Source organism: Arthrobacter sp. KNU-44, assembly GCF_051843155.1.
GTDB lineage: Bacteria > Actinomycetota > Actinomycetes > Actinomycetales > Micrococcaceae > Arthrobacter.
The window spans coordinates 4525831-4547151 of the sequence record NZ_JBPXNG010000002.1 but is presented as its reverse complement, the minus strand read 5'-3'; the positions used below and the strand labels follow the sequence as shown (position 1 = coordinate 4547151).

The 21321-nt window shown below is 63.4% G+C and carries 24 protein-coding genes and 1 pseudogene; 16 read left to right on the top strand and 9 right to left on the bottom strand.

Going from position 1 to position 21321, the window contains the following annotated elements:
• Positions 1–5 precede the first annotated feature (5 nt).
• Positions 6–344 carry a hypothetical protein gene (locus ACSVHC_RS22315; RefSeq protein ID WP_437773892.1) on the top strand — a complete coding sequence of 113 codons (339 nt, stop codon included), beginning with the start codon at positions 6–8 and terminating at the stop codon, positions 342–344.
• Positions 345–360: 16 nt separating this feature from the next.
• Here the strand turns inward: ACSVHC_RS22315 and ACSVHC_RS22310 are convergent, their stop codons facing one another.
• Positions 361–921, bottom strand: coding sequence for a hypothetical protein (locus tag ACSVHC_RS22310; protein WP_439181318.1), 561 nt, complete (start codon positions 919–921; stop codon positions 361–363).
• 413 nt (positions 922–1334) lie between these two features.
• Between ACSVHC_RS22310 and trxA the strand changes: the two genes are divergently transcribed.
• From trxA to ACSVHC_RS22295, 3 genes are all read left to right on the top strand, one after another.
• Positions 1335–1661: a thioredoxin gene (gene trxA / locus ACSVHC_RS22305; RefSeq protein ID WP_437773894.1), complete on the top strand. Its 327-nt coding sequence runs from the start codon at positions 1335–1337 to the stop codon at positions 1659–1661.
• Positions 1662–1727: 66 nt separating this feature from the next.
• The gene (locus tag ACSVHC_RS22300; RefSeq protein ID WP_437774016.1) at positions 1728–2117 is read left to right on the top strand and encodes a heavy metal-responsive transcriptional regulator; all 390 of its coding nucleotides are present in this window, start codon (positions 1728–1730) and stop codon (positions 2115–2117) included.
• A 102-nt stretch (positions 2118–2219) separates the two neighbouring features.
• Positions 2220–2588, top strand: a complete 369-nt coding sequence (locus ACSVHC_RS22295; protein ID WP_437773895.1) for a hypothetical protein — start codon at positions 2220–2222, stop codon at positions 2586–2588.
• Positions 2589–2697: 109 nt separating this feature from the next.
• Here the strand turns inward: ACSVHC_RS22295 and ACSVHC_RS22290 are convergent, their stop codons facing one another.
• Complete coding sequence (locus tag ACSVHC_RS22290) at positions 2698–4095, bottom strand: sulfite oxidase (RefSeq protein WP_439181317.1); 1398 nt, start codon at positions 4093–4095, stop codon at positions 2698–2700.
• Between the two features lie 216 nt (positions 4096–4311).
• Between ACSVHC_RS22290 and ACSVHC_RS22285 the strand changes: the two genes are divergently transcribed.
• The gene (locus ACSVHC_RS22285) at positions 4312–4782 is read left to right on the top strand and encodes a cupin domain-containing protein (protein ID WP_437773897.1); all 471 of its coding nucleotides are present in this window, start codon (positions 4312–4314) and stop codon (positions 4780–4782) included.
• A 14-nt stretch (positions 4783–4796) separates the two neighbouring features.
• Positions 4797–5186, top strand: a complete 390-nt coding sequence (locus ACSVHC_RS22280) for a carboxypeptidase-like regulatory domain-containing protein (RefSeq protein WP_439181316.1) — start codon at positions 4797–4799, stop codon at positions 5184–5186.
• A gap of 5 nt (positions 5187–5191) precedes the next feature.
• Here ACSVHC_RS22280 and arfB read toward each other — a convergent pair whose 3' ends face one another.
• The 3 genes from arfB to ACSVHC_RS22265 are packed head-to-tail and all read right to left on the bottom strand — an operon-like array spanning position 5192 to position 6549.
• A complete protein-coding gene (gene arfB / locus ACSVHC_RS22275; RefSeq protein ID WP_437773899.1) occupies positions 5192–5614 on the bottom strand; it encodes an alternative ribosome rescue aminoacyl-tRNA hydrolase ArfB in 423 nt (140 codons plus the stop codon).
• A gap of 50 nt (positions 5615–5664) precedes the next feature.
• On the bottom strand, positions 5665–6249 hold the full coding sequence (locus ACSVHC_RS22270; RefSeq protein WP_437773900.1) for an HhH-GPD-type base excision DNA repair protein: 585 nt from the start codon (positions 6247–6249) through the stop codon (positions 5665–5667).
• A 45-nt stretch (positions 6250–6294) separates the two neighbouring features.
• Entirely contained in the window at positions 6295–6549 is a 255-nt protein-coding gene (locus ACSVHC_RS22265) for a hypothetical protein (RefSeq protein WP_437773901.1), read from the bottom strand.
• Positions 6550–6928: 379 nt separating this feature from the next.
• On the opposite strand from ACSVHC_RS22265, the gene ACSVHC_RS22260 reads away from it, so the two are divergent.
• The 3 genes and pseudogenes from ACSVHC_RS22260 (at position 6929) to ACSVHC_RS22250 (ending at position 9525) form a co-directional block, all read left to right on the top strand.
• Positions 6929–7801, top strand: coding sequence for an NAD-dependent epimerase/dehydratase family protein (locus tag ACSVHC_RS22260; protein WP_437773902.1), 873 nt, complete (start codon positions 6929–6931; stop codon positions 7799–7801).
• Positions 7802–7809: 8 nt separating this feature from the next.
• A pseudogene (locus ACSVHC_RS22255) lies at positions 7810–8843 on the top strand (aldo/keto reductase).
• Positions 8844–8886: 43 nt separating this feature from the next.
• Positions 8887–9525 carry a hypothetical protein gene (locus ACSVHC_RS22250; RefSeq protein WP_437773904.1) on the top strand — a complete coding sequence of 213 codons (639 nt, stop codon included), beginning with the start codon at positions 8887–8889 and terminating at the stop codon, positions 9523–9525.
• Between the two features lie 34 nt (positions 9526–9559).
• Here ACSVHC_RS22250 and ACSVHC_RS22245 read toward each other — a convergent pair whose 3' ends face one another.
• Positions 9560–10465: a biosynthetic peptidoglycan transglycosylase gene (locus tag ACSVHC_RS22245; protein WP_437773905.1), complete on the bottom strand. Its 906-nt coding sequence runs from the start codon at positions 10463–10465 to the stop codon at positions 9560–9562.
• Positions 10466–10784: 319 nt separating this feature from the next.
• On the opposite strand from ACSVHC_RS22245, the gene ACSVHC_RS22240 reads away from it, so the two are divergent.
• Positions 10785–11684 carry a diacylglycerol/lipid kinase family protein gene (locus tag ACSVHC_RS22240; RefSeq protein ID WP_437773906.1) on the top strand — a complete coding sequence of 300 codons (900 nt, stop codon included), beginning with the start codon at positions 10785–10787 and terminating at the stop codon, positions 11682–11684.
• A 95-nt stretch (positions 11685–11779) separates the two neighbouring features.
• Positions 11780–12046, top strand: a complete 267-nt coding sequence (locus tag ACSVHC_RS22235; RefSeq protein WP_437773907.1) for a GlsB/YeaQ/YmgE family stress response membrane protein — start codon at positions 11780–11782, stop codon at positions 12044–12046.
• A gap of 37 nt (positions 12047–12083) precedes the next feature.
• Here ACSVHC_RS22235 and ACSVHC_RS22230 read toward each other — a convergent pair whose 3' ends face one another.
• From ACSVHC_RS22230 to ACSVHC_RS22220, 3 genes are read right to left on the bottom strand one after another with little or no spacing between them, the layout of a single operon-like run.
• Positions 12084–13184 carry an ABC transporter permease gene (locus ACSVHC_RS22230; RefSeq protein WP_437773908.1) on the bottom strand — a complete coding sequence of 367 codons (1101 nt, stop codon included), beginning with the start codon at positions 13182–13184 and terminating at the stop codon, positions 12084–12086.
• Entirely contained in the window at positions 13184–14293 is a 1110-nt protein-coding gene (locus ACSVHC_RS22225) for an ABC transporter permease (RefSeq protein ID WP_437773909.1), read from the bottom strand. Before ACSVHC_RS22225 ends, ACSVHC_RS22230 begins: the two co-directional genes overlap by 1 nt.
• Entirely contained in the window at positions 14290–15228 is a 939-nt protein-coding gene (locus tag ACSVHC_RS22220) for an ABC transporter ATP-binding protein (protein WP_437773910.1), read from the bottom strand. Before ACSVHC_RS22220 ends, ACSVHC_RS22225 begins: the two co-directional genes overlap by 4 nt.
• A gap of 285 nt (positions 15229–15513) precedes the next feature.
• Between ACSVHC_RS22220 and ACSVHC_RS22215 the strand changes: the two genes are divergently transcribed.
• From ACSVHC_RS22215 to ACSVHC_RS22195, 5 genes are read left to right on the top strand one after another with little or no spacing between them, the layout of a single operon-like run.
• Positions 15514–16686, top strand: a complete 1173-nt coding sequence (locus ACSVHC_RS22215; RefSeq protein WP_437773911.1) for a sugar ABC transporter substrate-binding protein — start codon at positions 15514–15516, stop codon at positions 16684–16686.
• Positions 16686–18221 (top strand): sugar ABC transporter ATP-binding protein, encoded by a 1536-nt coding sequence (locus ACSVHC_RS22210; protein ID WP_437773912.1) that lies wholly within the window; start codon positions 16686–16688, stop codon positions 18219–18221. Before ACSVHC_RS22215 ends, ACSVHC_RS22210 begins: the two co-directional genes overlap by 1 nt.
• Positions 18218–19192, top strand: coding sequence for an ABC transporter permease (locus tag ACSVHC_RS22205; RefSeq protein ID WP_437773913.1), 975 nt, complete (start codon positions 18218–18220; stop codon positions 19190–19192). Before ACSVHC_RS22210 ends, ACSVHC_RS22205 begins: the two co-directional genes overlap by 4 nt.
• On the top strand, positions 19189–20079 hold the full coding sequence (locus ACSVHC_RS22200; protein ID WP_437773914.1) for an enoyl-CoA hydratase/isomerase family protein: 891 nt from the start codon (positions 19189–19191) through the stop codon (positions 20077–20079). The genes ACSVHC_RS22205 and ACSVHC_RS22200 overlap by 4 nt, the downstream gene beginning before the upstream one ends.
• A complete protein-coding gene (locus ACSVHC_RS22195) occupies positions 20066–21304 on the top strand; it encodes a CaiB/BaiF CoA transferase family protein (RefSeq protein ID WP_437773915.1) in 1239 nt (412 codons plus the stop codon). Before ACSVHC_RS22200 ends, ACSVHC_RS22195 begins: the two co-directional genes overlap by 14 nt.
• The last annotated feature ends 17 nt before the right edge of the window (positions 21305–21321 follow it).

The following is a 21321-nucleotide window of genomic DNA, read 5'->3' as shown; positions in this document are numbered from 1 at the left end:
CGGTCATGAAATCGATGATTTTGGTGACAGGCGGGGCCGGTACCCTTGGGCGGCTCGTGGCATCGCGCGCCTGCAGGACGGGGGCCATGCGGTGCGCGTGGCGGGCCGTCATGCACCTCCACCGGAGCAAGGCATCGAATTTGCACAGTGTGACCTCGACACCGGAGACGGGCTCTAAGCCGATGACGCTGCTGACCGCGCGGGCCATGGCCAAGCTTCCGGTCGTTCCAGTGCCGAAGAGCTTCCAGTTCCAGCCGGTGGACCTGTCCGAGGACAGGGCCGACGGCCGGAAGACCTGGGAGGAGTTCCTCGCAGAGCGCGTTCCCGGAGCTGTCCGCAGATGACGCCACCGGTTCAGGCTCAACTTCTCGAATCGTCAACGACCGGCGGGTGCAGTGCGGCGTGCCTGGCCCGCGCCGCCGGCTCAATGCAGTCAACAGCATAGGGTTTGGTGGCCGAGCGCTGCAGCGGATGACGCAATCGCACCTGATAAGCTCCGCTCCGGAACTTCGCGCGGGGATCCATCTGGATAACCAGGAGTGGCTCTTGGCGGGAGGCGTCCACCCGCAGCAGTATTCCGTGCCGAAGACCATCGACGAGCAGCGGGGTCGCCGGCTCGACCGCGGTCTGCTTGAGGAGATGCTGATATTTCGGTCCAGCCGCCAGGAACAGGACTCCATGCGAGAACCCCACGACTCGCAAAGGGATTACTGTGTCAGGCTGCCGGGTGGGCCCGGGTTGCCTTTCGTGTTCCCCGGTTAAGGGGTCCGTGGCTGCCTTCAACGAGCGATCGCATTCCTGGCACCTGGCCCGTGTGCCGACGTCGGCCAAGAGGGTCACAAGCAGCCCTCGCGGGGCGCTGCTCCATTTGTCGGCCACAACGTGGCACCACGCGGGGTGGTACTCCTTGCCGTTCTTCATTACATAGACCTGATCCTCGCCGAGGAGGGGCTTGCCCTCCCGCCGGGCGGCAGGCTCGACAGGTTTGAGAGGGCCGAAGCCTTTGGCGTTCGCGCTGCTTGCGTCGCCGCCCTTGAGATACGTGCGGATCCATGGAGTGAGTGGTCGTTTCGGGCTAGGAATTGCGGGGCCTTCCTGTGCGGAGGGAGTTTTTCCTTCCCTCGTTCCCCCCTACCTAGCTTGATGGCTTATCGCGCAAGTCGCCAGCCCGGACACCGTACCCATCACAAGATTCTGCCCCTTGACATTTCCCTTAGGGGAGGGTGCGAGGGTTGAACACAGGGTGGCGCGCTGCCAGTCGCCCGGCCGCGAAGGGGGATGGGGCGGGGAATAACCCGGCACCACAAATCCGGCAACTCAAGGAGTTGAAAGGCATGGCAAGAACCAGAGAAGTGACTGACGCGTCCTTCGACGCCCAAGTGCTGAAGTCGGCCAAACCCGTCGTCGTGGAATTCTGGGCGGTTTGGTCTGGACCTTGCACCAGGCTTACCCCGGTCCTGGAACAGCTCGCGGTCGAATACGCCGACAAAATCGACGTCGTCAAAGTCAATGTCGATGAGAATCCCGAAACCGCGGGTGCCTTCGGGATTAGCTCTGTTCCGTCGGTGTTCCTGTTCAAGGACGGCGAACGAAGAATCTCCGTGATCGGCGTCGGGGCGAAGCGGTACTTCGAAATGGAATTCGCTGAATACTTGCGCTAGTCCTGCTTCACCCCATGGGCGCCTTCCCCTACAGTGGGAGGTCAATGGGGGATGACGGGGTGCATGGTGCGAATCGGTGAAGCCGCCCAAGCGGCGGGTATGACCAGTAAGGCCTTGAGGTTCTACGAAGAGCATGGGCTGTTGCCGGCTGCGAAACGCTCCGCCAACGGGTATCGCGACTACGCAAGCGAAACCATCAACAGGCTCGACTTCATTCGCCGCGGGCGCGCCGCCGGACTGGCCTTGGCACAGATCCGCGAAATCCTGCTTCTCCGGGATGCGGGCCGCGCCCCTTGCACCGATGTGCGCGACCTCCTAGCCGGTCAGTTGGCCGACCTCGACGCACAAATCGCCGAACTCGTCGCGCTGCGCGCCACCGTCGCCGATTTCCACGCCGTCGCGGCTGCTGCGGACCCGGAGGCGTGCGACGCCGCCCGGATCTGCAGCTACATCTGAAAGACTGCGCCAGAATCAGCAGTTCCTACGAGAGCTTCGCGAAGGTCCACGTCCTGATCCCAGGTTCTTGACCGCGCAGTTGTCGCCAGGGAGGCTTGGCCTATGGCAACTCGATGCGGCCGAGGCATCGCCGCTGGAGCGGCGCTGGCAGTGCTGACCGGATGTGCGCTGCCGGCAGCGCCGCAAAGCAACGTCCCGGCAAGTTCGACGACATCCGCTGCTTCGGGCGTCCCTTTTGCTCTATTCACGCACTGTGGCATCTACGAGGCACAGGTGCAGGGCTCCTTCTTTGTTGCGGACGAACCGCTGGACGACGGCCACGGCAATCCTCCGACGGGCTGGGGCAACCCCTACCAGCCCGGCATCATGACTGTCGAGGGACAGAGAGCTGTCTTCCATGACGACAGCGGCCACACGGTGACCTTCCACGAACGTGCTGGTGCCACGGGCTTCCTGAGAACCTGCTCTTGAGGCTCACCTTGGGCGGAAGACCCGGGCCTGATAGGGACGGCCGGGACGCCGTTGCCAGAGCCGCGCCGGTAGTCGTGCTGGATGCTGACGCGGTACTGAGTCGGTTCGTTTAGACAATGCTGATATCCACTTGGTGTATCGCGTTGTTGCCGTAGCCCAGGCGGTTCCACTCGGCCCGTTCCGGCTGAGTTTGGCCGGTAAGGTCGGTGGCGCGGGCCCGCGCAGCTAGTGTTCCGGGCTCCGGGACTCTGATGATCAGCTCCCACGGCTGCCAGCCGTGCCGCCTGCGTTCGCCGAGAAGGTTGGCCTCCTGCCAGTCTCCGCCGCCCACGCTGACTTCGACCTGGTCTATCGGAGAGGATCCGGACCAGGCCACGCCGCGGATGGCAACGTCACCCCGCGGTGTCTGGTGGGCGGGCGCGGGCTCGGTGATCAGTGCCCTTACCCGTTGGAGCGTCACGGGCTCACGGACAGGTTCGCCGTCGCGGTCCCATTCATACCAGTACTTGTCGTATTGGTAATGGCCACGGAACGGCCCGTCAAGGAGCTCGATGCCTGTCAGCCATTTGACCGACGCCACGGCATACCAGTCGGGAACGACCAGCCGCAGGGGATATCCGTGCTGCACCGGCAGGGGTTCGCCGTTCATCGCATAGGCCAGCAAAAGCTCGGCGCCGCGGCATTGATCGAGCCGGAGGCTGCGCTCGAAGCGGACGGGACCAATGTGGCCTGCCACGGCTCCGCTGTCGGCGCCGCGGAACAGGACCTCCCGCGCACTTGGCTTCAGACCAGCCAGATCCAGCACTTCCGTCAGCGGCACGCCTGTCCATTCCGCGGTGCTCACCGCGCCCAGGGTCCACTTCTCGCCCTCAATCGGTGGCTCGAAGAGCGCGCGTCCGTTGCCGGCACACTCAAGGGTCACGGTGAGGGTCTGCAAGGGAAGATTGTGCAGATCATTCAGGCTGAGACTGAGCTCCCGCTCCACGAGGCCTCCTACCGTGAGCCGGAAGCTAGAAGGGTCGAGGAGCGGGATGTGAAAGTGATTGCGCACGTAAAAGTGGGCATTGGGCACCATGGCGCCGCTGATCAGCGCGGGAATCAGGGTCTCGCAGTTGAGTGGATGCGCTCGCTGGACAACCAGGCCGGCGTCGATGGCCTGCTGGCAGGCATCCGCGGGATCGATCACCGACGGTGACTCGCCCATGAGCGCATGCGCGGCGGAGTCGCCGCCAGCGACGACGCGAGCCCAAGTCGAGGCGGGGAGGATGTCCAGATGGCCTATCTCCTGGAACACCTGCATGAACTCAAGCAGGTGATTCTCGTCGCTGGCCTCAGCGATTAAGTACAGCGAGTGCTCGGCCTCTACGACGGCCTCGCCTTGGATCTGCACGCCGTACCGTATGGCGTTCGAGCGGCTCAGGTGATTCAAGAACTTGGCCCCAGTGTAGGGGTCTTGCGCGGGGCATCGCTCGGCCGAATGGTGGTGACGGACAACGAACAGAGCCATGGTCATTCCTTCGCTGCCCCCGATTTTACCACCCACCGTCCCGGCCTGGGCTCAGTGCTTCAGCACTTCCTCGGTAGCCGCATTCTGCGGGCGCGCACGCTGAACCAAGAAGTGAAGGTCAACCAGACTTGCTCGAGGTCGGTCCAACTGCGGTCATTATCTGACGCGCCTATCATTGTCCCAGGGGGTGCGGACACTGCTTTGCGGAGGGAAGAAATGAGCCCTGAGCCACAGCCGAATTGGCGCGACCACGGAGTCAAAATCATTCCAGGTTCGCAGCTCGATCCGAATACGCCGCAGACGCCTGGCATGGCAAGGGCGGCGGCAATCACACTTGCCCGGGCGGGGGCCAGCAAACTGTGGGCAGGCACGGTCACTATTGATGCCAATGCCAAAACCGGGCCTCACCATCACGGAGAACTGGAAAGCGTCATCTACGTTGTCAGCGGCCGGGCACGCATGCGATGGGGAGGCAGCCTGGAGTTTGTCGCAGAGGCCGGTCCGGGCGACTTCATTTTTGTTCCGCCGTTCGTACCCCATCAGGAGATTAACGCGAGCAAGACTGAAGTTCTCAGTTGCGTACTTGTACGCAGCGGGCAGGGTCCCATAGTCGTCAACCTGGATATCGAGTCCGTTGAACCCCCGGAAGTAGTCCAGTGGATCGATCCCATTCATCCGGCTCCCTGAATCGACACATGTTGGTGAGTGAAGTGAAGCGATTCCTCGTGATGCTGCTGGCCGCGGCCCTGTGGTTGTGCGGATGCGCCGGTCCGGGAGGTCCGGACGCGGGGCATACCGGTGTTGTCACCGGCGTCGTCCTGACCGCCCCGGTATGTCCCGTCGAACGTGTCGGTCAGGAGTGTCCGCCGCGCCCCGTCTCAGGGGCCGCGGTTGTCGCCTTGGACGGGGAAGCTGTCCGGGGCTCGACACGGACCGACGGCACCGGTGCCTTCCATCTCACGCTGCCTGGCGGTCGTTACGTGATCAAGGCGAGCAACATCGGCGGTTACCATTCGACGGCGACCCAGACGGTGTTCATTTCGGAGACCCCCGTTCATGTCACCTTGGTTGTCGACAGCGGGATTCGCTAAGCGGGCTACTCGGCAGACGGTCGTTTTCGTTGTTGTTTCGTCGCCGCCCGGTGTTCCTTTGCGACCCGGTGCCGGCGCTTCGAGCTCCGGGTAGGTTTGCTCGCCCGGCGGGCAGCCGCTTCGGGAGCAAGACCCTCCGCCACGAGGCGCGAGAGCTTGGCCAGTGCGATTTCGCGATTCCGCAACTGGGACCGCTGCTCGGAGGCAGTCACGGTGATCACCCCGGCGATGAGACGGGGTCCAAGACGCGTGACCAGCAGAAGCCGTTGGTCATCGGAAAGCGCTGCGGAGCCGGCGACATTCCATGACAGTTCAACGCGGCTGTCCGAGGTGTTGACGTGTTGACCGCCTGGCCCTGACGAGCGGGAGAACCGCCAGCCGAGTTCCGACGTCGGAATCGTGAGCGCAGGCGACACTTCGAGATCCATGCTGCAAGCGTTTCACGATATCGGCGGGAACAAAGCCCGCCGCGTGGTTCTCAGCTTCCGGAGGCCTTCGCCGCTTTGATGGCGGCCTTGGCAGCCTGCTTGTTGGCGCGAACTTTTCTCAGCGACTCCGGATCCACGATGTCGGCGACAGAAAGAAAAGCGCTCTCCCGGCCGTATGCGCCGGCAGCTTCGCGCCAACCTTGTGCCTGGAGTCCGCGCTGCTTCCCGAGCAACGCCAGGAAGATTTTTGCCTTTTGCTCTCCGAAGCCGGGCAATTCCTTCAACCTGCGGAGCACCTCCTGGCCGTCGGGCTCGTCCTGGGTCCAGATGGCGGTCGCGTCTCCGTTCCAATCGCGCTGAACGACTGCGGCCAGATCCTGGACGCGGCCGGCCATGGAGCCGGGGAAGCGGTGGACGGACGGCCGCTCCTTGAAGACCTCGACGAAGCCTGCCGGGTCATATTCAGCGATCGCGGCAGGGGACATGGATCCGATACGCGTCCGGATCTTTTCGGGTCCGGCAAACGCAGATTCCATGGTCACCTGTTGGTCGAGCAGCATGCCGATGAGAAGTGCGAACGCGTCATCGCTGAGCAGTTGGTCGGCGGCGGGGTCGCCGGTAATGTGCAGTTCCATGCGCCCATCCTCCCACCTGCTTTGATTCGCGTCATGGTGGCCGACTCAGCAGTCTGATTCCGTCTTCGTCTGTGAGCTCCCCGGCAACTCGCGCCGTTCGAGGGTCTGCCCATAGGGCACGTCCCGGCTGATTGCGACGGTGTACATCGTGAATCCGTGCTGCGTAACAAGGATCCCGTGACGTCGCTCCTTGCAGGCGTGTTCGCGGGCGATTTCGACGGCGGTGTTCAGGTCGTTCTCGATGGTGTCAGGGTCGTGGGCGGTGATTTCCAGGACGACGTCCGAGTGGCGTTTGATCATCGTGGGCTCTTTCTCGGTGGGAAGTACCGGGCTCTCAGCGTCACGGGCTTCCGGGCCGGGTGCGCCCGGGGAGGCGGAAGACGGTGGTTCGAGAGGGGCTGCCCGGCATTCTGTGATGGGGCGGTTGCTGGCCGTAGAGTCCGGCGGGCTTGATCGGCGGAAGGATTTTCCTGCGGATCTGTAGCCAGTGTGGATGATCGGCGGCTCGGGCACAAGTTGAAATGCCGAAAAACTTCGCCGTGTCGGCGAGTTGCATCCGCGGAGGAAATTCCGCGGGAGCGGGTGTCTGGCTGTCCTAGGACGGGGAGGGCCACGCGCCAGAGCTGGCTTGTGCCCTAGTGTCGAGTCAAGACCACCGAGTTATACCGAGGGAGTACCGATGCGAATTGCAGTGACAGGTGGAAGCGGAAAACTGGGCCGGCACGTAGTGCGCCGGCTCAACGGGGACGGGCACCAGGTGTTGAACCTGGACCGTACGGGCGAAAGGAACCCGGGTCTGGCGATTGTCGACCTGCGTGACTATGGCCAGGTACTGGATGTGTTCCTGGGGCTGGACGACCGGCATAGTGGCTTCGACGCCGTCGTACATCTGGGGGCCATTCCAGCCCCCGGCATCATCCCGGATGCTGCCACGTTCGAGAACAACATGCTTTCGACGTACAACGTCTTTCAGGCGGCCCGCCGGGCCGGCATCAAAAAGGTTGTCTACGCCTCAAGTGAGACGGTGCTGGGACTGCCGTTCGACGTCGACCCACCGTATATTCCGGTGGATGAGGAATACCCGGCCCGACCGGAAAGCACCTATTCGCTCGTGAAGCATCTAGAAGAGCAGATGGCCATCGAGTTGACGCGCTGGGATCCCGAGCTGAGCATCGTGGGGCTGCGGTTCTCCAACGTCATGGACGCGGAAGACTACGAACGGTTTCCGTCCTTCGACGCCGACGCCAGGCTGCGCAAGTGGAACCTTTGGGGTTACATCGATGGCCGCGACGGGGCACAGGCTGTGGCCCGGGCCCTTGAAAACGGCAAGCCGGGGTTCGAAGCATTCATCATCGCGAACGCGGACACGGTCATGAGCCGGTCCAGTGCCAGTCTGGCTGCGGAGGTGTTCCCCGCCGTGAAGGTGACCAAGGATCTAGAAGAGCACGAGACTATGCTTTCCATCGACAAGGCGAGGCGACTCCTGGGCTTCGAGCCTGAACACACTTGGCGCACCTACCATTCGAACCGCACCACCCCCGTCGAGGATTGAGGAACAGCATGCAATTCCGCACTTTGGGCAACAGCGGCGCGGTGGTTTCCAACTATGCGCTCGGAACCATGACATTCGGGGCCGAGGCTACCGAGGAAACGTCCCACGCCATCCTGGACAGCTACGTCGCGGCCGGCGGCAACTTCATTGACACCGCCGATGTTTACAGCGCTGGTGTATCGGAAGAGATCATCGGCCATTGGCTGGCCGCACGGACCGATGCGCGGGACCGCGTGGTGCTGGCCACCAAGGGCCGCTTCCCCATGGGGACGGCGCCGAACGACGTCGGCACTTCCCGACGCCACCTCACGCGGGCGTTGGACAACTCGCTGCGCCGCCTCGGCGTGGAGCAGATCGACCTCTACCAAATGCACGCGTGGGACCCCATCACACCGTTGGAAGAGACGCTGCGGTTCCTGCACGACTCCGTCAGCAGCGGCAAGATCGCCTACTACGGTTTTTCCAACTTCCTGGGGTGGCAATTGACCAAGGCCGTCCACGTCGCCAAGGCCTTTGGCTGGAGCGCACCGGTGACCTTGCAGCCGCAGTACAGCCTGCTGGTCCGCGAGATCGAATCGGAGATCGTTCCGGCCTCGCTGGATGCTGGAATCGGGCTGCTGCCGTGGTCTCCCTTGGGGGGCGGTTGGCTCTCTGGCAAGTACAAGCGCGACGTGCCGCCCACCGGTGCGACCCGCCTTGGTGAAAACCCGGAACGCGGCATGGAAGCGTGGCGGGCCCGCAACGACGACCCCCGCACTTGGGACGTCATCGGGACAGTGGAAAAGATCGCAGGGGACCATGGCGTCAGCGCCTCCCAGGTTGCCCTGGCCTGGTTGGCGGACCGGCCTGCCGTGACCTCCGTGATCCTCGGCGCCCGCACCACCCCGAACAGCTAGCAGACAACCTGGCTGCGGCAGACCTGGAACTCAGCCCCGAGGAAACCGACCGGCTCACGCAGGCCAGCCAACCGCGCGTCGGCGTCTACCCGTACGGTCCGATGGCGCAGAACCAGCGCAGCCGGAAGATCGAGGATGGAAGATAGAGGTCCATTGCCCACGAGGCGGGACAGGCGTTGAATGTGGCTTATGGTCGACTGGGTCCTGATCTCCAACCTCGGCACCGCTCTCGGTACGACCGTTCTTGCCGTCGCGACATTCATTTCCACGCGCTCGGCCAACCGATCGGCGCGGCTGGCCGAGCGCGCCCTGCTGAATGGATTGCGCCCCATCCTGCTGCCCTCCAACTGGTCTGACGCCCCGCAGAAGGTGCGGTTCATGGAAGGCAAGTGGATGGTGGTGCGCGGTGGCCATGCTGCTCTCGAGATCAGCGACAACGCCGTGTACCTGTTGATGTCTGTGCGCAACGCCGGTGCGGGAGTGGCGATCCTGCACGGTTGGCACCTTCCGCCGGACTCCAGGGCTCCGTTGTCACCGGTGGAGGAGTTCCACAGGCTGACCCGGGACATCTACGTCCCGGCCAACGACGCCGGATTCTGCCAGGTCGCGATCCGGGACCCGGAGTCGGCCGACTTCCGCAACGCAACTGCGGGAGCGGCCGGCGAGGGCTTCGCCGTCGACGTGCTTTACGGAGACGCTGAAGGTTCGCAGCGCGTTGTCTCCCGCTTCTTCATCACCCCGGGACCCGCGGGGCACGACGACGACGTCGATTGGCTGCTGATGGTCTCGCGCCATTGGAACCTGGACTTGCCGGCGCCACGCGGCTGAGTCCGGGTACGACGCCGGACGTGTCCCGGCGGTCCTAGCCGGCTTCGCTCTGGATGCGGTCCCTGACGCTTTGGGGCATGGTGGAGCATGCGTCGTTGTCGGAGCGCTGGTCGGCATGGCTGTCGGCGGTGTCCGTGATGCCGATTGTCGCGACGGCCCCCTGCCATCCGCCCAGGCCAACGAGCTGCCGGGGGACCCAGACGTTTGCAGCCCCATTCACGAGGTTCCACACCGCGGGGTCGACGCCCGTGCCAAGGTAGATGCCTCCGTTGGGGTCCCTTTTGACCAGATCCGGCAGTGGGAGGACGCCCATCAGCTGCGCCGACTGGTAATCGGTCATGTTCCACGGCGGCGTTCCGAAGTAGTACCAACTGGCAGCACAGACGCCGTACAGATGGGGACCGAACTGGGCATAGTTCAGATAGAGCTCCAAGGTCCGCTGAGGGCTCAACGTGTAACTGAACTGGGTTGCCAGGACGGCTTCAATGCCCTTGCGCACGGCGTTTTGGTCATCCCAGAGGAAAATGTTCTTGACCAGCTGCTGGGGGATGGTGGAACCGCTCGGGTCGGGCTTTCCCTGGAAATACGCCTGTGCCCTCGCCTGGAGGTCTCCGAGGTCGAAGGCCCCGCTGCGTGTGCCGAGCTGTTCGTCTTCATGGGCGATGGTCGCCGCCAGCAAGTGCCGGCTCATGTGGTTGATCGAGACGAACTGGTAGACGTTCGGCTCACCCGCCTCCAGCATGTAAGCGGTACGGGTCGGGGTCACGCCCATGCTGAACATGAAGGCAATAATTTGGACCAGAACGAGCGGGGCGATGAGCGCCAGGAGGAGTTTGCGGCGCCACTTCCGTTTGGATCGCTTGGCCTTTTTGGCGTCTTGGGGAACCGGCTGCGGGGCCGGATCCGGCTCCGACCCGGGCCGCGCCGACCCGTCTTGCATTGCTCTCCCTAGCTCGGAAGGGACAGGCACCGGGTAGCTGATGACTTTTGCACGCGCCGGTTCCGGGCGGCCCGCTGAAGGGCGGCGCCCGGGCTGCGGACGCCGAGGGGAGGTCGGTGGTGTGGGGGTGTCCATCGGTCTGCCTTCGCTTCTCGTCCCGCGCGATTACCCCCGGGAGGGGTAGAGGATGGCACGAAAGTCTACCGGGCCTTGCTGGTTGTTCCGTTCAGCCAAGTAGTCCGGTCCCCATCCCTTAGGGTGCGGGGGAACATTGTAAGTACACTTACCGAAGTCATCACGAGCGAATATCGGAGCGGCAATGACTTCTGCACGGACCTTTGAATCGATTGTCATTATTTTCAATCCCAACAGCACCGGGGATGCGCGCAGACTGGCTGAGGGTCTTCTCGGCGAGCTGGAGGGTCTTCTTAGCTACCCGGTGGACATCAGGCTTCAGCCGACCGCCCATGCCGGTCATGCAGTGGAGCTGGCACGGGATGCTGTGAGCGGCGGCGGGGACGTGCTGGTGGTTTCCGTCAGTGGTGACGGCGGCTACAACGAGGTGGTCAACGGTGTGATGCAGGGAGGCAATCCCCGGGCCGTGTGCGCGGTGCTGGGGGCGGGCAATGCCAATGATCACCGGCGGAGCACCGGCACCCAGCCGCTGGGGGAAGCGATCGCCGCGGGCAGGGTGCGGAGCATCGATTTGCTGCGTGTGCACGCAGGCGGGGAAGCGGATTCGCCCGGGGAGTACGCGCACTCCTATGTCGGTTTCGGGCTGACGCCGGTGGTGGCGATGGACTTGGAAAAGGGCGGCAAGGGGGCCCTGAAGGAAATGGTCTCCGTGATTCGGACCTTCTCGAAGTTTGAGCCCTTCGACATACGCCTCCCTGACGGCACGCGGCGCAGCCTGGACAGCCTCGTCCTCGCGAATATTCCGGAGATGGCGAAGTATGCCACGCTCAGCGACGCGGACGACAAGCTTGCTGACGGCAAATTCGAAGTGGTCGTCTTTGCCCACATGCCGAAGTGGCGGGTCCTCTTGACCGCGCTGCGGGCCGCTACGAAGGGGCTGGGGGACCAGCCCAGCGTGAGCAGCTACTCGTTCACCACCCTCAAGCCCCTGACATACCAGATCGACGGTGAAGTGAAGTCCGTTGACGCGGACATGCCGGTCAGGATCGAGTGCGCCCCGGCAGCCCTCTCCACCCTGGGGTAGGAAGGCGCGGGACCTTGCCTGCCGCTAAGCATGCTGATTAACTCAGAGGCGAAGCGCCGGACTGGCGCTACCCTCGATTGCAAAGGAGACGCACCATGGGACTTCTCGCTTTTCTTCTGCTGGGCCTGATCGCGGGCGCCATCGCAAAGGCCATTCTTCCTGGAAGGCAAGGCGGCGGCTTGCTGCTTACCCTTCTTCTGGGAGTTGTCGGGGCGTTTCTAGGTGGCTGGATCGGATCCCTTGTCTTCGGTGGCGGACTGGGAGACTTCTTCGATCTGAGGACCTGGCTGCTGTCCATCCTGGGAGCCATCATCGTGCTGCTGATCTTCGGCGCTTTCAGAGGACGTCGGAGCAGGGTCTAGACGTACTAGGCGCTTGCGACGTCGTCGATCTCGAAAGCTAGTAAGCGACGAGCCGCCGCCGAAGGGACACCGTCCCCAAAGCGAGTCCGACTGCTGCCGTCGCCAGCAGCACCGCGAGGTCCCGGCCCAGGTTGTCGGTCGATTGGTAGAAGATCGCGGCCTCCAAGGCATCCACCCCGTAAAACGTCGGTGTGAAGTGCGCTATGGCCTGGATCCACTCCGGCAGGAACGCGGCAACACTGATTCCTCCGCTGAGGAAAAACAGGTAGATCGAAAGGTTGATGCCGGCCCCGGCAACGGCTGAGAAGCGCCGCAGTGCACCACCCAAAGCCGTGCCGAGCCCAGCGGCCGCTAGCGCGATCAGTCCAATCGCGGCCAGCGCCGGCAACCAATACCAGCCGGCAGGCCGCAGGACCCCAAAGGCGAACGACAAGACCAGGACAACCGCCGCCACGAGCATGGTTGTTACCCAGCACGCCAGGATCTTGCCGGCGATGAGCGACCCGCGGCCGATCGGCGAGAGCAACAGCGCTTTGATGGTCAGGTCTTCGAACTCGCGGGCGGCGGCCAACCCGCCATTGACGATCCCCATGATCGTGAGTAGGAGCACAAGGATCGGCACGAGCTGAAACTGGACCAGGTCGACGTCGTGCGGCCTCAGGTCCGATTCGGCGACACCGACCATGATCGGCGTGTCCGGCTGGCCGGCATAGAAGTTGGTAATGGCAGCCGGAACTGACCGGCGCAGATCGTTCGTGAAGTCGAGGTTCAGGTTGTTGATCCGCACGCTGACGGGGTCGGGCCGCTGTGCCCGGTAGTCGTCGTCGAACGTGGCGGGTACGGTCACGACCGCCGCAACTTGGAGCGTGTCGAGCAAGTGAGTGGCCTCAGCGGAAGTCGCCCGCTGGACGCGGAAGACGTCCGAGGCCTCAAGGATCGTGACGAGTCGCTGCGCCTGCGGCCCGCTGTCCTCAACCACCAGAGCGACCGGGTTCCGGCCGACCGCCCCGGCCACCACGAAGATGATCAGCAGGAACGCGACGGGCGGCAGCAAGCTGGCCAGAATCGCCGACGGCGTCCGGAACCAGGTCAGGATGTCTTTCGCCGCGATGGCGAGTACGGCACGTCCGGCGGCCATCAGTGCCTCGCCTCCCGCCGGCCGAACACGAGGGCCGCGCACCCGATGGCCGCCAAGCTGAAGGCTGCCAGCACGATGGCGTCCACAGCCAGGCCTTGCGGGGCCGTCTGGTAACCGTGGAAGGCGTGCTGGAAGGCGGCGATCGCATAGGTGAGGGGCGATATCGCTGCGATCCCGCCGGGGATGGCGCCCAGCCAGTTCGCCGGCCCGAACGGTCCGCTCAGGAAGAACAGGGGAAGGACGGCCGCGATGGATAAGGGGATTGCCTGTTGCCGGCGGCGGACCAGGGTCCCGACGAGGACGCCGAGGGCGAGGAACGCCGCCAGAATCAGGAGTCCGAAGCCCAACACCTCGAAGGGATGGAGCGGATGGACCCCGATAAAAAGGACCACGACGACGAGTAGCAGCAACGCGGACGCCGCCGCGAGGACTGCGGCTCCCAGGACCTTGCCCACCCCGATGGTCAAACGGCTCACAGGCGCCAGCGCGAGTTCCTTGATGGTCCCGAGTTCGTAGTCCCGCGCGGTATTGACGCTGCCTTGCAGTTGGGACGCGAGCATCAGGCCGGCAACCATGATGCTCACCGCGAGATACGGAATGTAGCCCGTGTCCTGGGCTTGGACGTCGGATTCGCGGGCGGTCACCACCACCTGGTCGGGGAAAGCGTCCGCGTAGAAGGACGTGATGGACAGCGGAACGGCCCGCCGGATGTCGTTGGTGAAGTCGACGTTGAGGTTGTTGACTTCCACCGGAATCTCGATTCGCGCTCCGGCGGTGAGGGCGGCGTCGAACTCTTGTGGCACGGTGACGACGGCGACAATGCTGCCGGAGCGGATCTCCCGTTCTGCATCGGCCGGGGACGCGGTGTGGATGATGAACGAATGCGCTCCGTCCATGGCCTGGACGAAACGTTCGGCCAGCGGTCCGTGGTCATTCATCACGACGGCGATCGGTGCCTGGCCGCCGCTGATCGCGAAGAGCAGGAAGAGAAGCAAGAAGTTAATCGGGATCAGGACGCCGATAATGGCGAAGAGCGGCTCGCGGAGGGTGAGGCGGATGTCCGTCGCCGCCACGGCCCGGATCACACGCAGGTCATGGCGGAGGCTCATTCCCGGAGCTCCTTGCCCGTCAGGCTCAGGAAGACCTCGTCGAGGCTCGGTTCGCGGCTCTGGATCTCCTCCAGGCTCATGGACCCGACGACGGCGGTCACCACTTTGCCGGTGACGTCGGCACCGCCCTCTACACTGACCTTCAGCGAGCCGTCGGAAGCAATTGCCGAGACAACGCCGGGGAGCGCAAGGACCTTTCGAACGATGTCCTCGCCGGGCGCCGGATGTGTGCGCATTTCAAGCACGGTGTCACCGAAGCTGCGCCTCAGTGTGGACGGCGAATCGAGCGCCACCAGCCGTCCCCGGTCGATGATGGCAAGGCGATCGCACAAGACGTTTGCTTCCTCAAGGTAGTTGCTCGTGATGAGTACGGTGGTGCCGTGATCCTTGAGCTCGAGGATCCGGTCCCAGAGGGCATGCCTGCTCTGCACGTCGACTCCGAGGGTCGGCTCGTCGAAATAGAGCAGCTCGGGTTCGTGAAGCAACGCCCGGACCAGGGCAAGGCGTCGTTTCATACCGCCGGAGAAGGTGGAAACGCGGCTCTTCCGGCGCTCCACCAACTGCGCAAGCTCAAGTAGCGAGGTGATCTTCCTATCGAGACCATGCTTGGGCACGTCGAAGAGGTCGGCATGAAACCGGAGGTTGGCATCGGCCGTGAGTTCCTCGTAAAGCGCGTTCTCCTGCGGTACTGTCCCCAGCGAGCGCCGGATCCCGCGCGGATCCTTCAGCAGGTCGATGCCCAGGACCCTGACCGAGCCGGAGCTTGGGCGGCTGAGGCCGCTGATCATGTCGATGGTGGTCGTTTTGCCGGAGCCGTTGGGCCCGAGAAGGCCGAAAATCTCCCCGCGCTCCACCTGCAGGCTGAGGTCGTCGACGGCGGTAAGGGAGCCGAATCGCTTGGTCACGCCTATGAGCTCAATGGCCGTTTCAGTCATGCCTTTTCCACCCCGAACAGCGGGAGGGGAACGCGGTCGCGATCCGATGCGCAGACTTAATTGGCGGCGTCACGGCTCCATGATGGGGCGGTGCCGAACAAAATACAAGCGCTCCCGCTGACTCATCGAAGTAGTGGCAAGGAGTGCGGCGAAGCCCGATGCGCCCATCATGGGGCGAGGAAATTACGGGAAATTGTATACAGTAGTCAAAAGACGGAGTAGGGTGATGGATATCACGCAGTACGGCTGGCTACCCTGCTGCCCCAACACACTGAAGGAACCGCAATGACGCGCACCACCCGATTCAGGGCACTAACACTTTCCTTGGCCGCCATAACGTTCGTGGCACTGGCAGGCTGTTCCGAGGGCGCGAGTACGACGACGTCCGGTACTCAGAGCCCTGCCATCGATACCACCGCGGTGAAAGCCGTCATCGACCAGGCGAAGGCGGCGCCTTCGTTTTCCGCACCGGGTCCGGCTTTCGATGCTTCCAAGGCCAAAGGGAAAGTCGTGGCCAACATCAGCTTGAACAGCACAGTTCCGTTCAACCAGATTGTTGACGCAGCGATGGGAGACGCGGGCAACGCTGTCGGAGTGAAGGTGGTTCAGTTCACCAACCAGGGGCAGGTGTCGCAATGGATCCAGGGAATGGATAGCGCCATCGCCCAAAAGGTCGACGCGATCGTGCTCGAAGGCTCACCTGACCCGAAGCTGCTCGGACCGCAGATTGCGGCGGCAAAGGCGGCGGGGATTCCTGTCATCAGCACCCACCTTTACGACGAGTCCTACATCGGTTCGGCAAAGAAGGATCTTCCTGATGTGACGGCCTTCGTGGACGCGCACCACTACCGGGCGGGGACGTTGATGGCCGACTACGCGATTGAGCAATCGGGCGGTCATGTGAACGCCTACTTTGTCGCCTCCAACGAAGTCCAGCCCAGCGCCGGAATCGCGTCCGCATTCAGCGACGAACTCAAAGCCCGCTGCCCTGACAGTTGCAAGGCCAAGGTGGTGAATATCCCGATTTCGAACTGGGCGACCGATGTCCCCACTCAGGTCCAGGCTGCGCTGCTCAGTGACCCGACCATCAACTATGTTGTCCCGGTCTTCGACGGAATGACTCCATTGCTTGGCACCGGCATCACCCAGGCTGGTAAGACAGACAGCGTCAAGATAGTTGCCTACAACGGAACAGCTTCGGTACTGAGCATGATCCAGGCGAAGAACCTGGTGGCAGCCGAGATCGGCGAACCCCTCGAATGGCTGGGATGGGCCAACATGGACCAGGTCCTTCGCGTCCTCACCGGAACGGCCCCGCTTGCTAGTGAAAAGACTCCGTTGCGGCTCTTCGACGCAAGCAATGTCAATGAGACTGGAACACCTGCGAACCAGAAGAACGGTTACGGGGATCCGGCGAAATTCCAGGACGGATACAAGACCCTCTGGGGCGTGAAGTAATGCCAGCCGTTCTGCAGATCAGCAACCTGGCCAAGACCTTCGGCGGAGTCAAAGCGCTGCAAGGAGTTGACCTCACAGTCAACGCAGGCGAGATCCACGGGCTTCTAGGCCAGAACGGTTCCGGGAAGTCCACGCTCATCAAAGTGCTCGCCGGCTTCCACGAACCGGATGCCGGTGGCCGGTTGCTGGTGAACGGAAACGAAGTCAGGCTCCCGCTTGCCCCCGGAGACTACAAGGCGCTGGGGATGAGGTTCGTCCACCAGGATCTAGGCCTCATCTCCAGTCTGAGTGTTCTGGAGAATCTATTTCTCGACGAGATCTCCACTGGAAACTCCGCGGGCATCCGCTGGAGGTCCTGGCGCCGGATCGCCAATGAGCTGTTCAGGAAGTACAAGGTCGAGTTAGATCCTTCTGCTGCGGTCAGCACGCTCCGGCCTGTCGAACGGGCGCTGCTGGCGATTGTCCGGGCGGTTTCCGGTGCGCCCCGCAACGGTCTTCTGGTCCTTGATGAGCCAACGGTGTTCCTGCCGCAGGATGACACGGAGATGCTCTTTGATCTGACCCGCAACGTCGCTGCGGGCGGGGCCGGCGTGTTGTTTGTCTCGCACGACCTCGAAGAAGTGAAGCGCCTTACGAACCGATTCACCGTATTCCGGGACGGCCGCGTGGTCGGCAACGGCGCGACGGAGCAGACCAGCCGCGAGGAATTGGTCAAGTTGATCGTAGGCCACGAACTCAAGGCCGTGTCGCACCGCAGTGCCGCGCAGATCGCGGCCACCAAGCCAGTCGCGGTCATTGACGGGCTCAAGGGTGGCCTCGTCGCCGAGGCATCCTTCGCCGTTCATGAGGGAGAAATCCTCGGCGTGACAGGTTTGTCAGGATCCGGATTCGAGGACGTTCCCTACATTCTGTTCGGCGCGGCCAAAGCCGAAACCGGGACACTGGCCCTGAACGGATCGCCCGTTCGTTTGCGGGGCCAAAACCCTACCAGCGCCTTCCGGTCAGGCATGGCGCTTGTTCCGGCCGACCGGCCTCGCGACGGGGCGATTCTTTCCCTCTCGGTCCTGGACAACGTCAGCATGCAGACCATGGACCAATTCCAGAAGGGCCCCATCCTTCGCCGATCCCGCATGCGCGAGGAGGCCAGGAAGGTTCTTTCCGCCTTCCAAGTACGGCCCAATGATCCGGCCCTGCCTTGTTCAAGCCTGTCAGGCGGCAACCAGCAAAAAGTACTTATGGCCAAATGGCTCCAGACTCGACCGTCACTGCTGATGGTCCATGAACCGACACAGGGCGTCGACGTCGGCGCCCGCGAAGAAATCTTCAGCGTATTGCGGTCAGCGACCGCAGAAGGGATGGCTGTGCTATGCGCGAGCAGCGACCACGAACAACTGGCATTGATCTGCGACCGCGTCCTGGTATTCAGGCAGGGACGGATAGTGGCGGAATTGACCGGAAGCCACGTGAACAAGGAAGAGATCTCGGAGCAGTCGTACGCAGTGGACCAGGACGCCCAACCGGCGGAGGCCTCATGACCCTTCTCAAAGGCGGGGGCCGGCTCAGCCTGGTTCAGCGCATCGCACTGCCCGGGGCATGGCTGTTGCTCATCATAGGTTTCGGCATCGCCAATCCCCACGTCTTCCTGACCCCGGCGACGTTCCAGACGATGTTCGGCTCCCAAGCCGTCCTCCTGGTCCTGACACTGGCCTTGATCGTTCCCCTCACCGCAGGCGACTATGACCTTTCGGTCGGTGCCGTGCTCACGCTGTCGGCCATGATGATCGCTATCCTGAACGTCCAATACGGCTGGCCCATCTGGGCCGCGATCATGGCAGCCCTCGCGATGGGCCTGCTGGTCGGCTTCCTCAACGGCATCATCATGGTTTTCTTCGGGATTGAATCCTTGATAGTCACGCTCGGTATGGGTACTCTGCTCGGCGGAATCACCCTCTGGGTCAGCAACTCCGCAACCATTTCGGGAATCTCCCACACGCTGGTCGACTGGGTCATCGTAAAACGCTTCGGCGGCATCTCCTTGGCGTTCTTTTACGCCATCGGCTTGTGCGCCCTGCTCTGGTGGATCATGGAATACACTTCAGTCGGACGCCGGCTGCTCTTCGTCGGGCGCGGCCGGAACGTCTCCAAGCTCAGCGGTGTCCGCGTCGGTCGCGTCCGGGTCGGCGCGCTGATGGGGTCCTCGACCCTGGCTGCTGTGGCGGGAGTCCTCTACGCCGGGACTTCAGGCGGCGCCGATCCCACCTCAGGCACGAACCTCCTGCTCCCTGCTTTCGCAGCGGCGTTCCTGGGTGCGACGAGCATCATGCCCGGCAGGTTCAATCCGTGGGGGACCGCCATTGCCGTGTACTTCCTGGTCACCGGAATCACAGGTCTGCAGTTGATGGGGATCCAGTCCTACGTTCAGCAACTCTTCTACGGCGGTGCCCTGCTTGTAGCGGTCGCCTTGTCCCAGCTGTCCCGACGCCGCGTTCCATTGGACAACGGATGACGCGCGTCATTGAAGCTGCAAAGGATCTGCTCGCCGTTCTCGAAGCAGAGCCTTCAGCGGACACCGTGGAGGACATGATCGCCCTTCAGGCACTGGCGCTGGGGAACAAGACCGCTGTCGTGGTCACGCTCACCCGACCGGCCCAGCACAACGCCCTGACCCTCGCCGGCTGGCAGCGCCTGGGCGCGGTCTTCACCGATCTACGCGATGACCCCGCCGTGCGGGTCGTCATCGTGAAGGGCGCCGGGGGACGAGCCTTCGGTGCGGGCGCCGACATTTCGGAGTTCCCGGCACAGCGGCTAGGGACCGCCGCAGCAGACCGCTACAACGCAGCGATCGCCGTGGCCCTGCAGGCGATCCAGTCCGTGCCCTTTCCGGTGATCGCCATGATCGATGGCCTGGCCGTCGGCGGCGGATGCGAACTCGCAACCGCCTGCGACGTCCGCTTGGCCAGCAACGGCTCGCTTTTCGGTATTCCGATCGGCAGGCTCGGGGTGACGTTGGGGCTCACCGAGACACGCGCCGTCGCCGGCCTCATTGGAGCCGCCAACCTCAAATACCTGGTCTACAGCGGCGCCCTTGCGACGGCGGACCAGGCCTTGGCCTGGGGTCTTGTTCAAAAGGTCGTCGAGACTGGAGAACTCAGTGCCGAGACCGCCCGCTTGGCATGGAACATCGTCGAAAGCTCGGAAGTCACGATGAGGGCTACCAAACAGGTAACGGCCCTCGCCGCCGACCCGGCGGTCACGGATGGGCATGAATTGATCCGGGAACTGCACGCCCAGGCCTACGAGGGAAACGATCTCCGCGAAGGAATCGACGCCTTTCTCACGGGCCGGACCCCGAATTTCACTGACGGAAGGATCCCCGCTCATGGCCGCGCTTGACGGTTTGAAAGTCATTGACCTTACCCGCTATCTTTCGGGTCCGACGCTGACGATGCTTCTGGCTGATCTTGGGGCCGACGTCATTAAGATCGAAACCCTCCCGACCGGGGATCCGGCCCGCCAGTCCGGCCCGTTCCACGGGGATGAAAGCGTCTACTATCTCGCTTCGAACCGGAACAAGCGTTCGTTTGCCGTGGACCTCCGCCAGGCGGAAGGCCGGGACCTGCTGCTGGGGCTCATCGATGACGCAGATGTCTTCGTCCAGAACTTCCGTCCGGGAACGGCCGAACAGATGGGTCTGGGCTCCGAACTGCTTCGGGCCCGCAATCCGCGGCTGATCTACGTCAATATCAGTGGATTCGGTACGAAGCCGCCAGGGGACGCGCTGCCCGGATTCGATCAGACGGCACAGGCGATGTCCGGCCTCATGAGCGTAACGGGTACGCAGGAGACCGGCCCGTTGCGCGTGGGGATCGCCATCAGCGATTCGGCCACGGGTGTCTTCGCGGCCGTGGGCGTACTCGCGGCGCTGCACGAGCGCGACCGCACGGGCTCGGGTTCGGTCGTTGAATCCTCGCTGATGGAGTCCACTCTGACACTGATGTCCTACCAGGCCCAGAAGTATCTCAGCCTTGGAATCGTTCCGGGACGTGACGGGAACGACCATCCGATCATGTTCCCGCAGGGGACGTTCAAGACCCGGGATGCCTCGGTGACCCTCGCCTCGGGGAACGAGAAGATGTGGCGGCGTCTCTGCGCCGTGTTGAACCTGGATGGCCTGGCCGAGGACGCCAGATTCGCCGACAACGCCGGCCGCATGGCCAACCGCGTCGAACTCCGCCGCCTCATCGAGGATGCCTTGGCGGAGCGGGGCGCGGAAGAGTGGATCCCGCTCATCAACGACGCCGGAATCCCCTGCGGACGGGTGCTGGACCTGGAGCAAGCCCTTAATCACCCGATTACTGCGGCTTTGGGCATGGTGCAAACGGTTGAACACCCTGAACTGGGTACCATGAAAGTGCTTGGCCAGGCTGTCAAGGTCCAGGGCAGCGAAGACGGCTGGCTGCGCCGCCCCGCACCGATGCTGGGCGAACACACGGTGGAAATCGCGGCCGAACTTGGCGTCCCGGCATCCGAAATCACCCGCCTGATGGAAGCCGGCATCATCACGGGTCCGGTCCACGTCCACCCGGACCCGGACAGGGCCAGCAATGGCGGACTATGAACCCGACACACGATCAG

Coding starts and splice junctions, on each gene's coding strand:
- ACSVHC_RS22240 (WP_437773906.1), top strand. CDS start 10,785: ATGACTTCTGCACGGACCTTTGAATCGATTGTCATTATTTTCAATCCC.
- ACSVHC_RS22245 (WP_437773905.1), bottom strand. CDS start 10,465: ATGCAAGACGGGTCGGCGCGGCCCGGGTCGGAGCCGGATCCGGCCCCG.
- ACSVHC_RS22230 (WP_437773908.1), bottom strand. CDS start 13,184: ATGGCCGCCGGACGTGCCGTACTCGCCATCGCGGCGAAAGACATCCTG.
- ACSVHC_RS22265 (WP_437773901.1), bottom strand. CDS start 6,549: ATGATCAAACGCCACTCGGACGTCGTCCTGGAAATCACCGCCCACGAC.
- ACSVHC_RS22235 (WP_437773907.1), top strand. CDS start 11,780: ATGGGACTTCTCGCTTTTCTTCTGCTGGGCCTGATCGCGGGCGCCATC.
- ACSVHC_RS22215 (WP_437773911.1), top strand. CDS start 15,514: ATGACGCGCACCACCCGATTCAGGGCACTAACACTTTCCTTGGCCGCC.
- ACSVHC_RS22290 (WP_439181317.1), bottom strand. CDS start 4,095: ATGGCTCTGTTCGTTGTCCGTCACCACCATTCGGCCGAGCGATGCCCC.
- ACSVHC_RS22310 (WP_439181318.1), bottom strand. CDS start 921: ATGAAGAACGGCAAGGAGTACCACCCCGCGTGGTGCCACGTTGTGGCC.
- ACSVHC_RS22200 (WP_437773914.1), top strand. CDS start 19,189: ATGACGCGCGTCATTGAAGCTGCAAAGGATCTGCTCGCCGTTCTCGAA.
- ACSVHC_RS22260 (WP_437773902.1), top strand. CDS start 6,929: ATGCGAATTGCAGTGACAGGTGGAAGCGGAAAACTGGGCCGGCACGTA.
- ACSVHC_RS22285 (WP_437773897.1), top strand. CDS start 4,312: ATGAGCCCTGAGCCACAGCCGAATTGGCGCGACCACGGAGTCAAAATC.
- ACSVHC_RS22220 (WP_437773910.1), bottom strand. CDS start 15,228: ATGACTGAAACGGCCATTGAGCTCATAGGCGTGACCAAGCGATTCGGC.
- ACSVHC_RS22195 (WP_437773915.1), top strand. CDS start 20,066: ATGGCCGCGCTTGACGGTTTGAAAGTCATTGACCTTACCCGCTATCTT.
- trxA (WP_437773894.1), top strand. CDS start 1,335: ATGGCAAGAACCAGAGAAGTGACTGACGCGTCCTTCGACGCCCAAGTG.
- ACSVHC_RS22295 (WP_437773895.1), top strand. CDS start 2,220: ATGGCAACTCGATGCGGCCGAGGCATCGCCGCTGGAGCGGCGCTGGCA.
- ACSVHC_RS22250 (WP_437773904.1), top strand. CDS start 8,887: ATGGTCGACTGGGTCCTGATCTCCAACCTCGGCACCGCTCTCGGTACG.
- ACSVHC_RS22270 (WP_437773900.1), bottom strand. CDS start 6,249: ATGGAACTGCACATTACCGGCGACCCCGCCGCCGACCAACTGCTCAGC.
- ACSVHC_RS22210 (WP_437773912.1), top strand. CDS start 16,686: ATGCCAGCCGTTCTGCAGATCAGCAACCTGGCCAAGACCTTCGGCGGA.
- ACSVHC_RS22225 (WP_437773909.1), bottom strand. CDS start 14,293: ATGAGCCTCCGCCATGACCTGCGTGTGATCCGGGCCGTGGCGGCGACG.
- ACSVHC_RS22205 (WP_437773913.1), top strand. CDS start 18,218: ATGACCCTTCTCAAAGGCGGGGGCCGGCTCAGCCTGGTTCAGCGCATC.
- ACSVHC_RS22315 (WP_437773892.1), top strand. CDS start 6: ATGAAATCGATGATTTTGGTGACAGGCGGGGCCGGTACCCTTGGGCGG.
- arfB (WP_437773899.1), bottom strand. CDS start 5,614: ATGGATCTCGAAGTGTCGCCTGCGCTCACGATTCCGACGTCGGAACTC.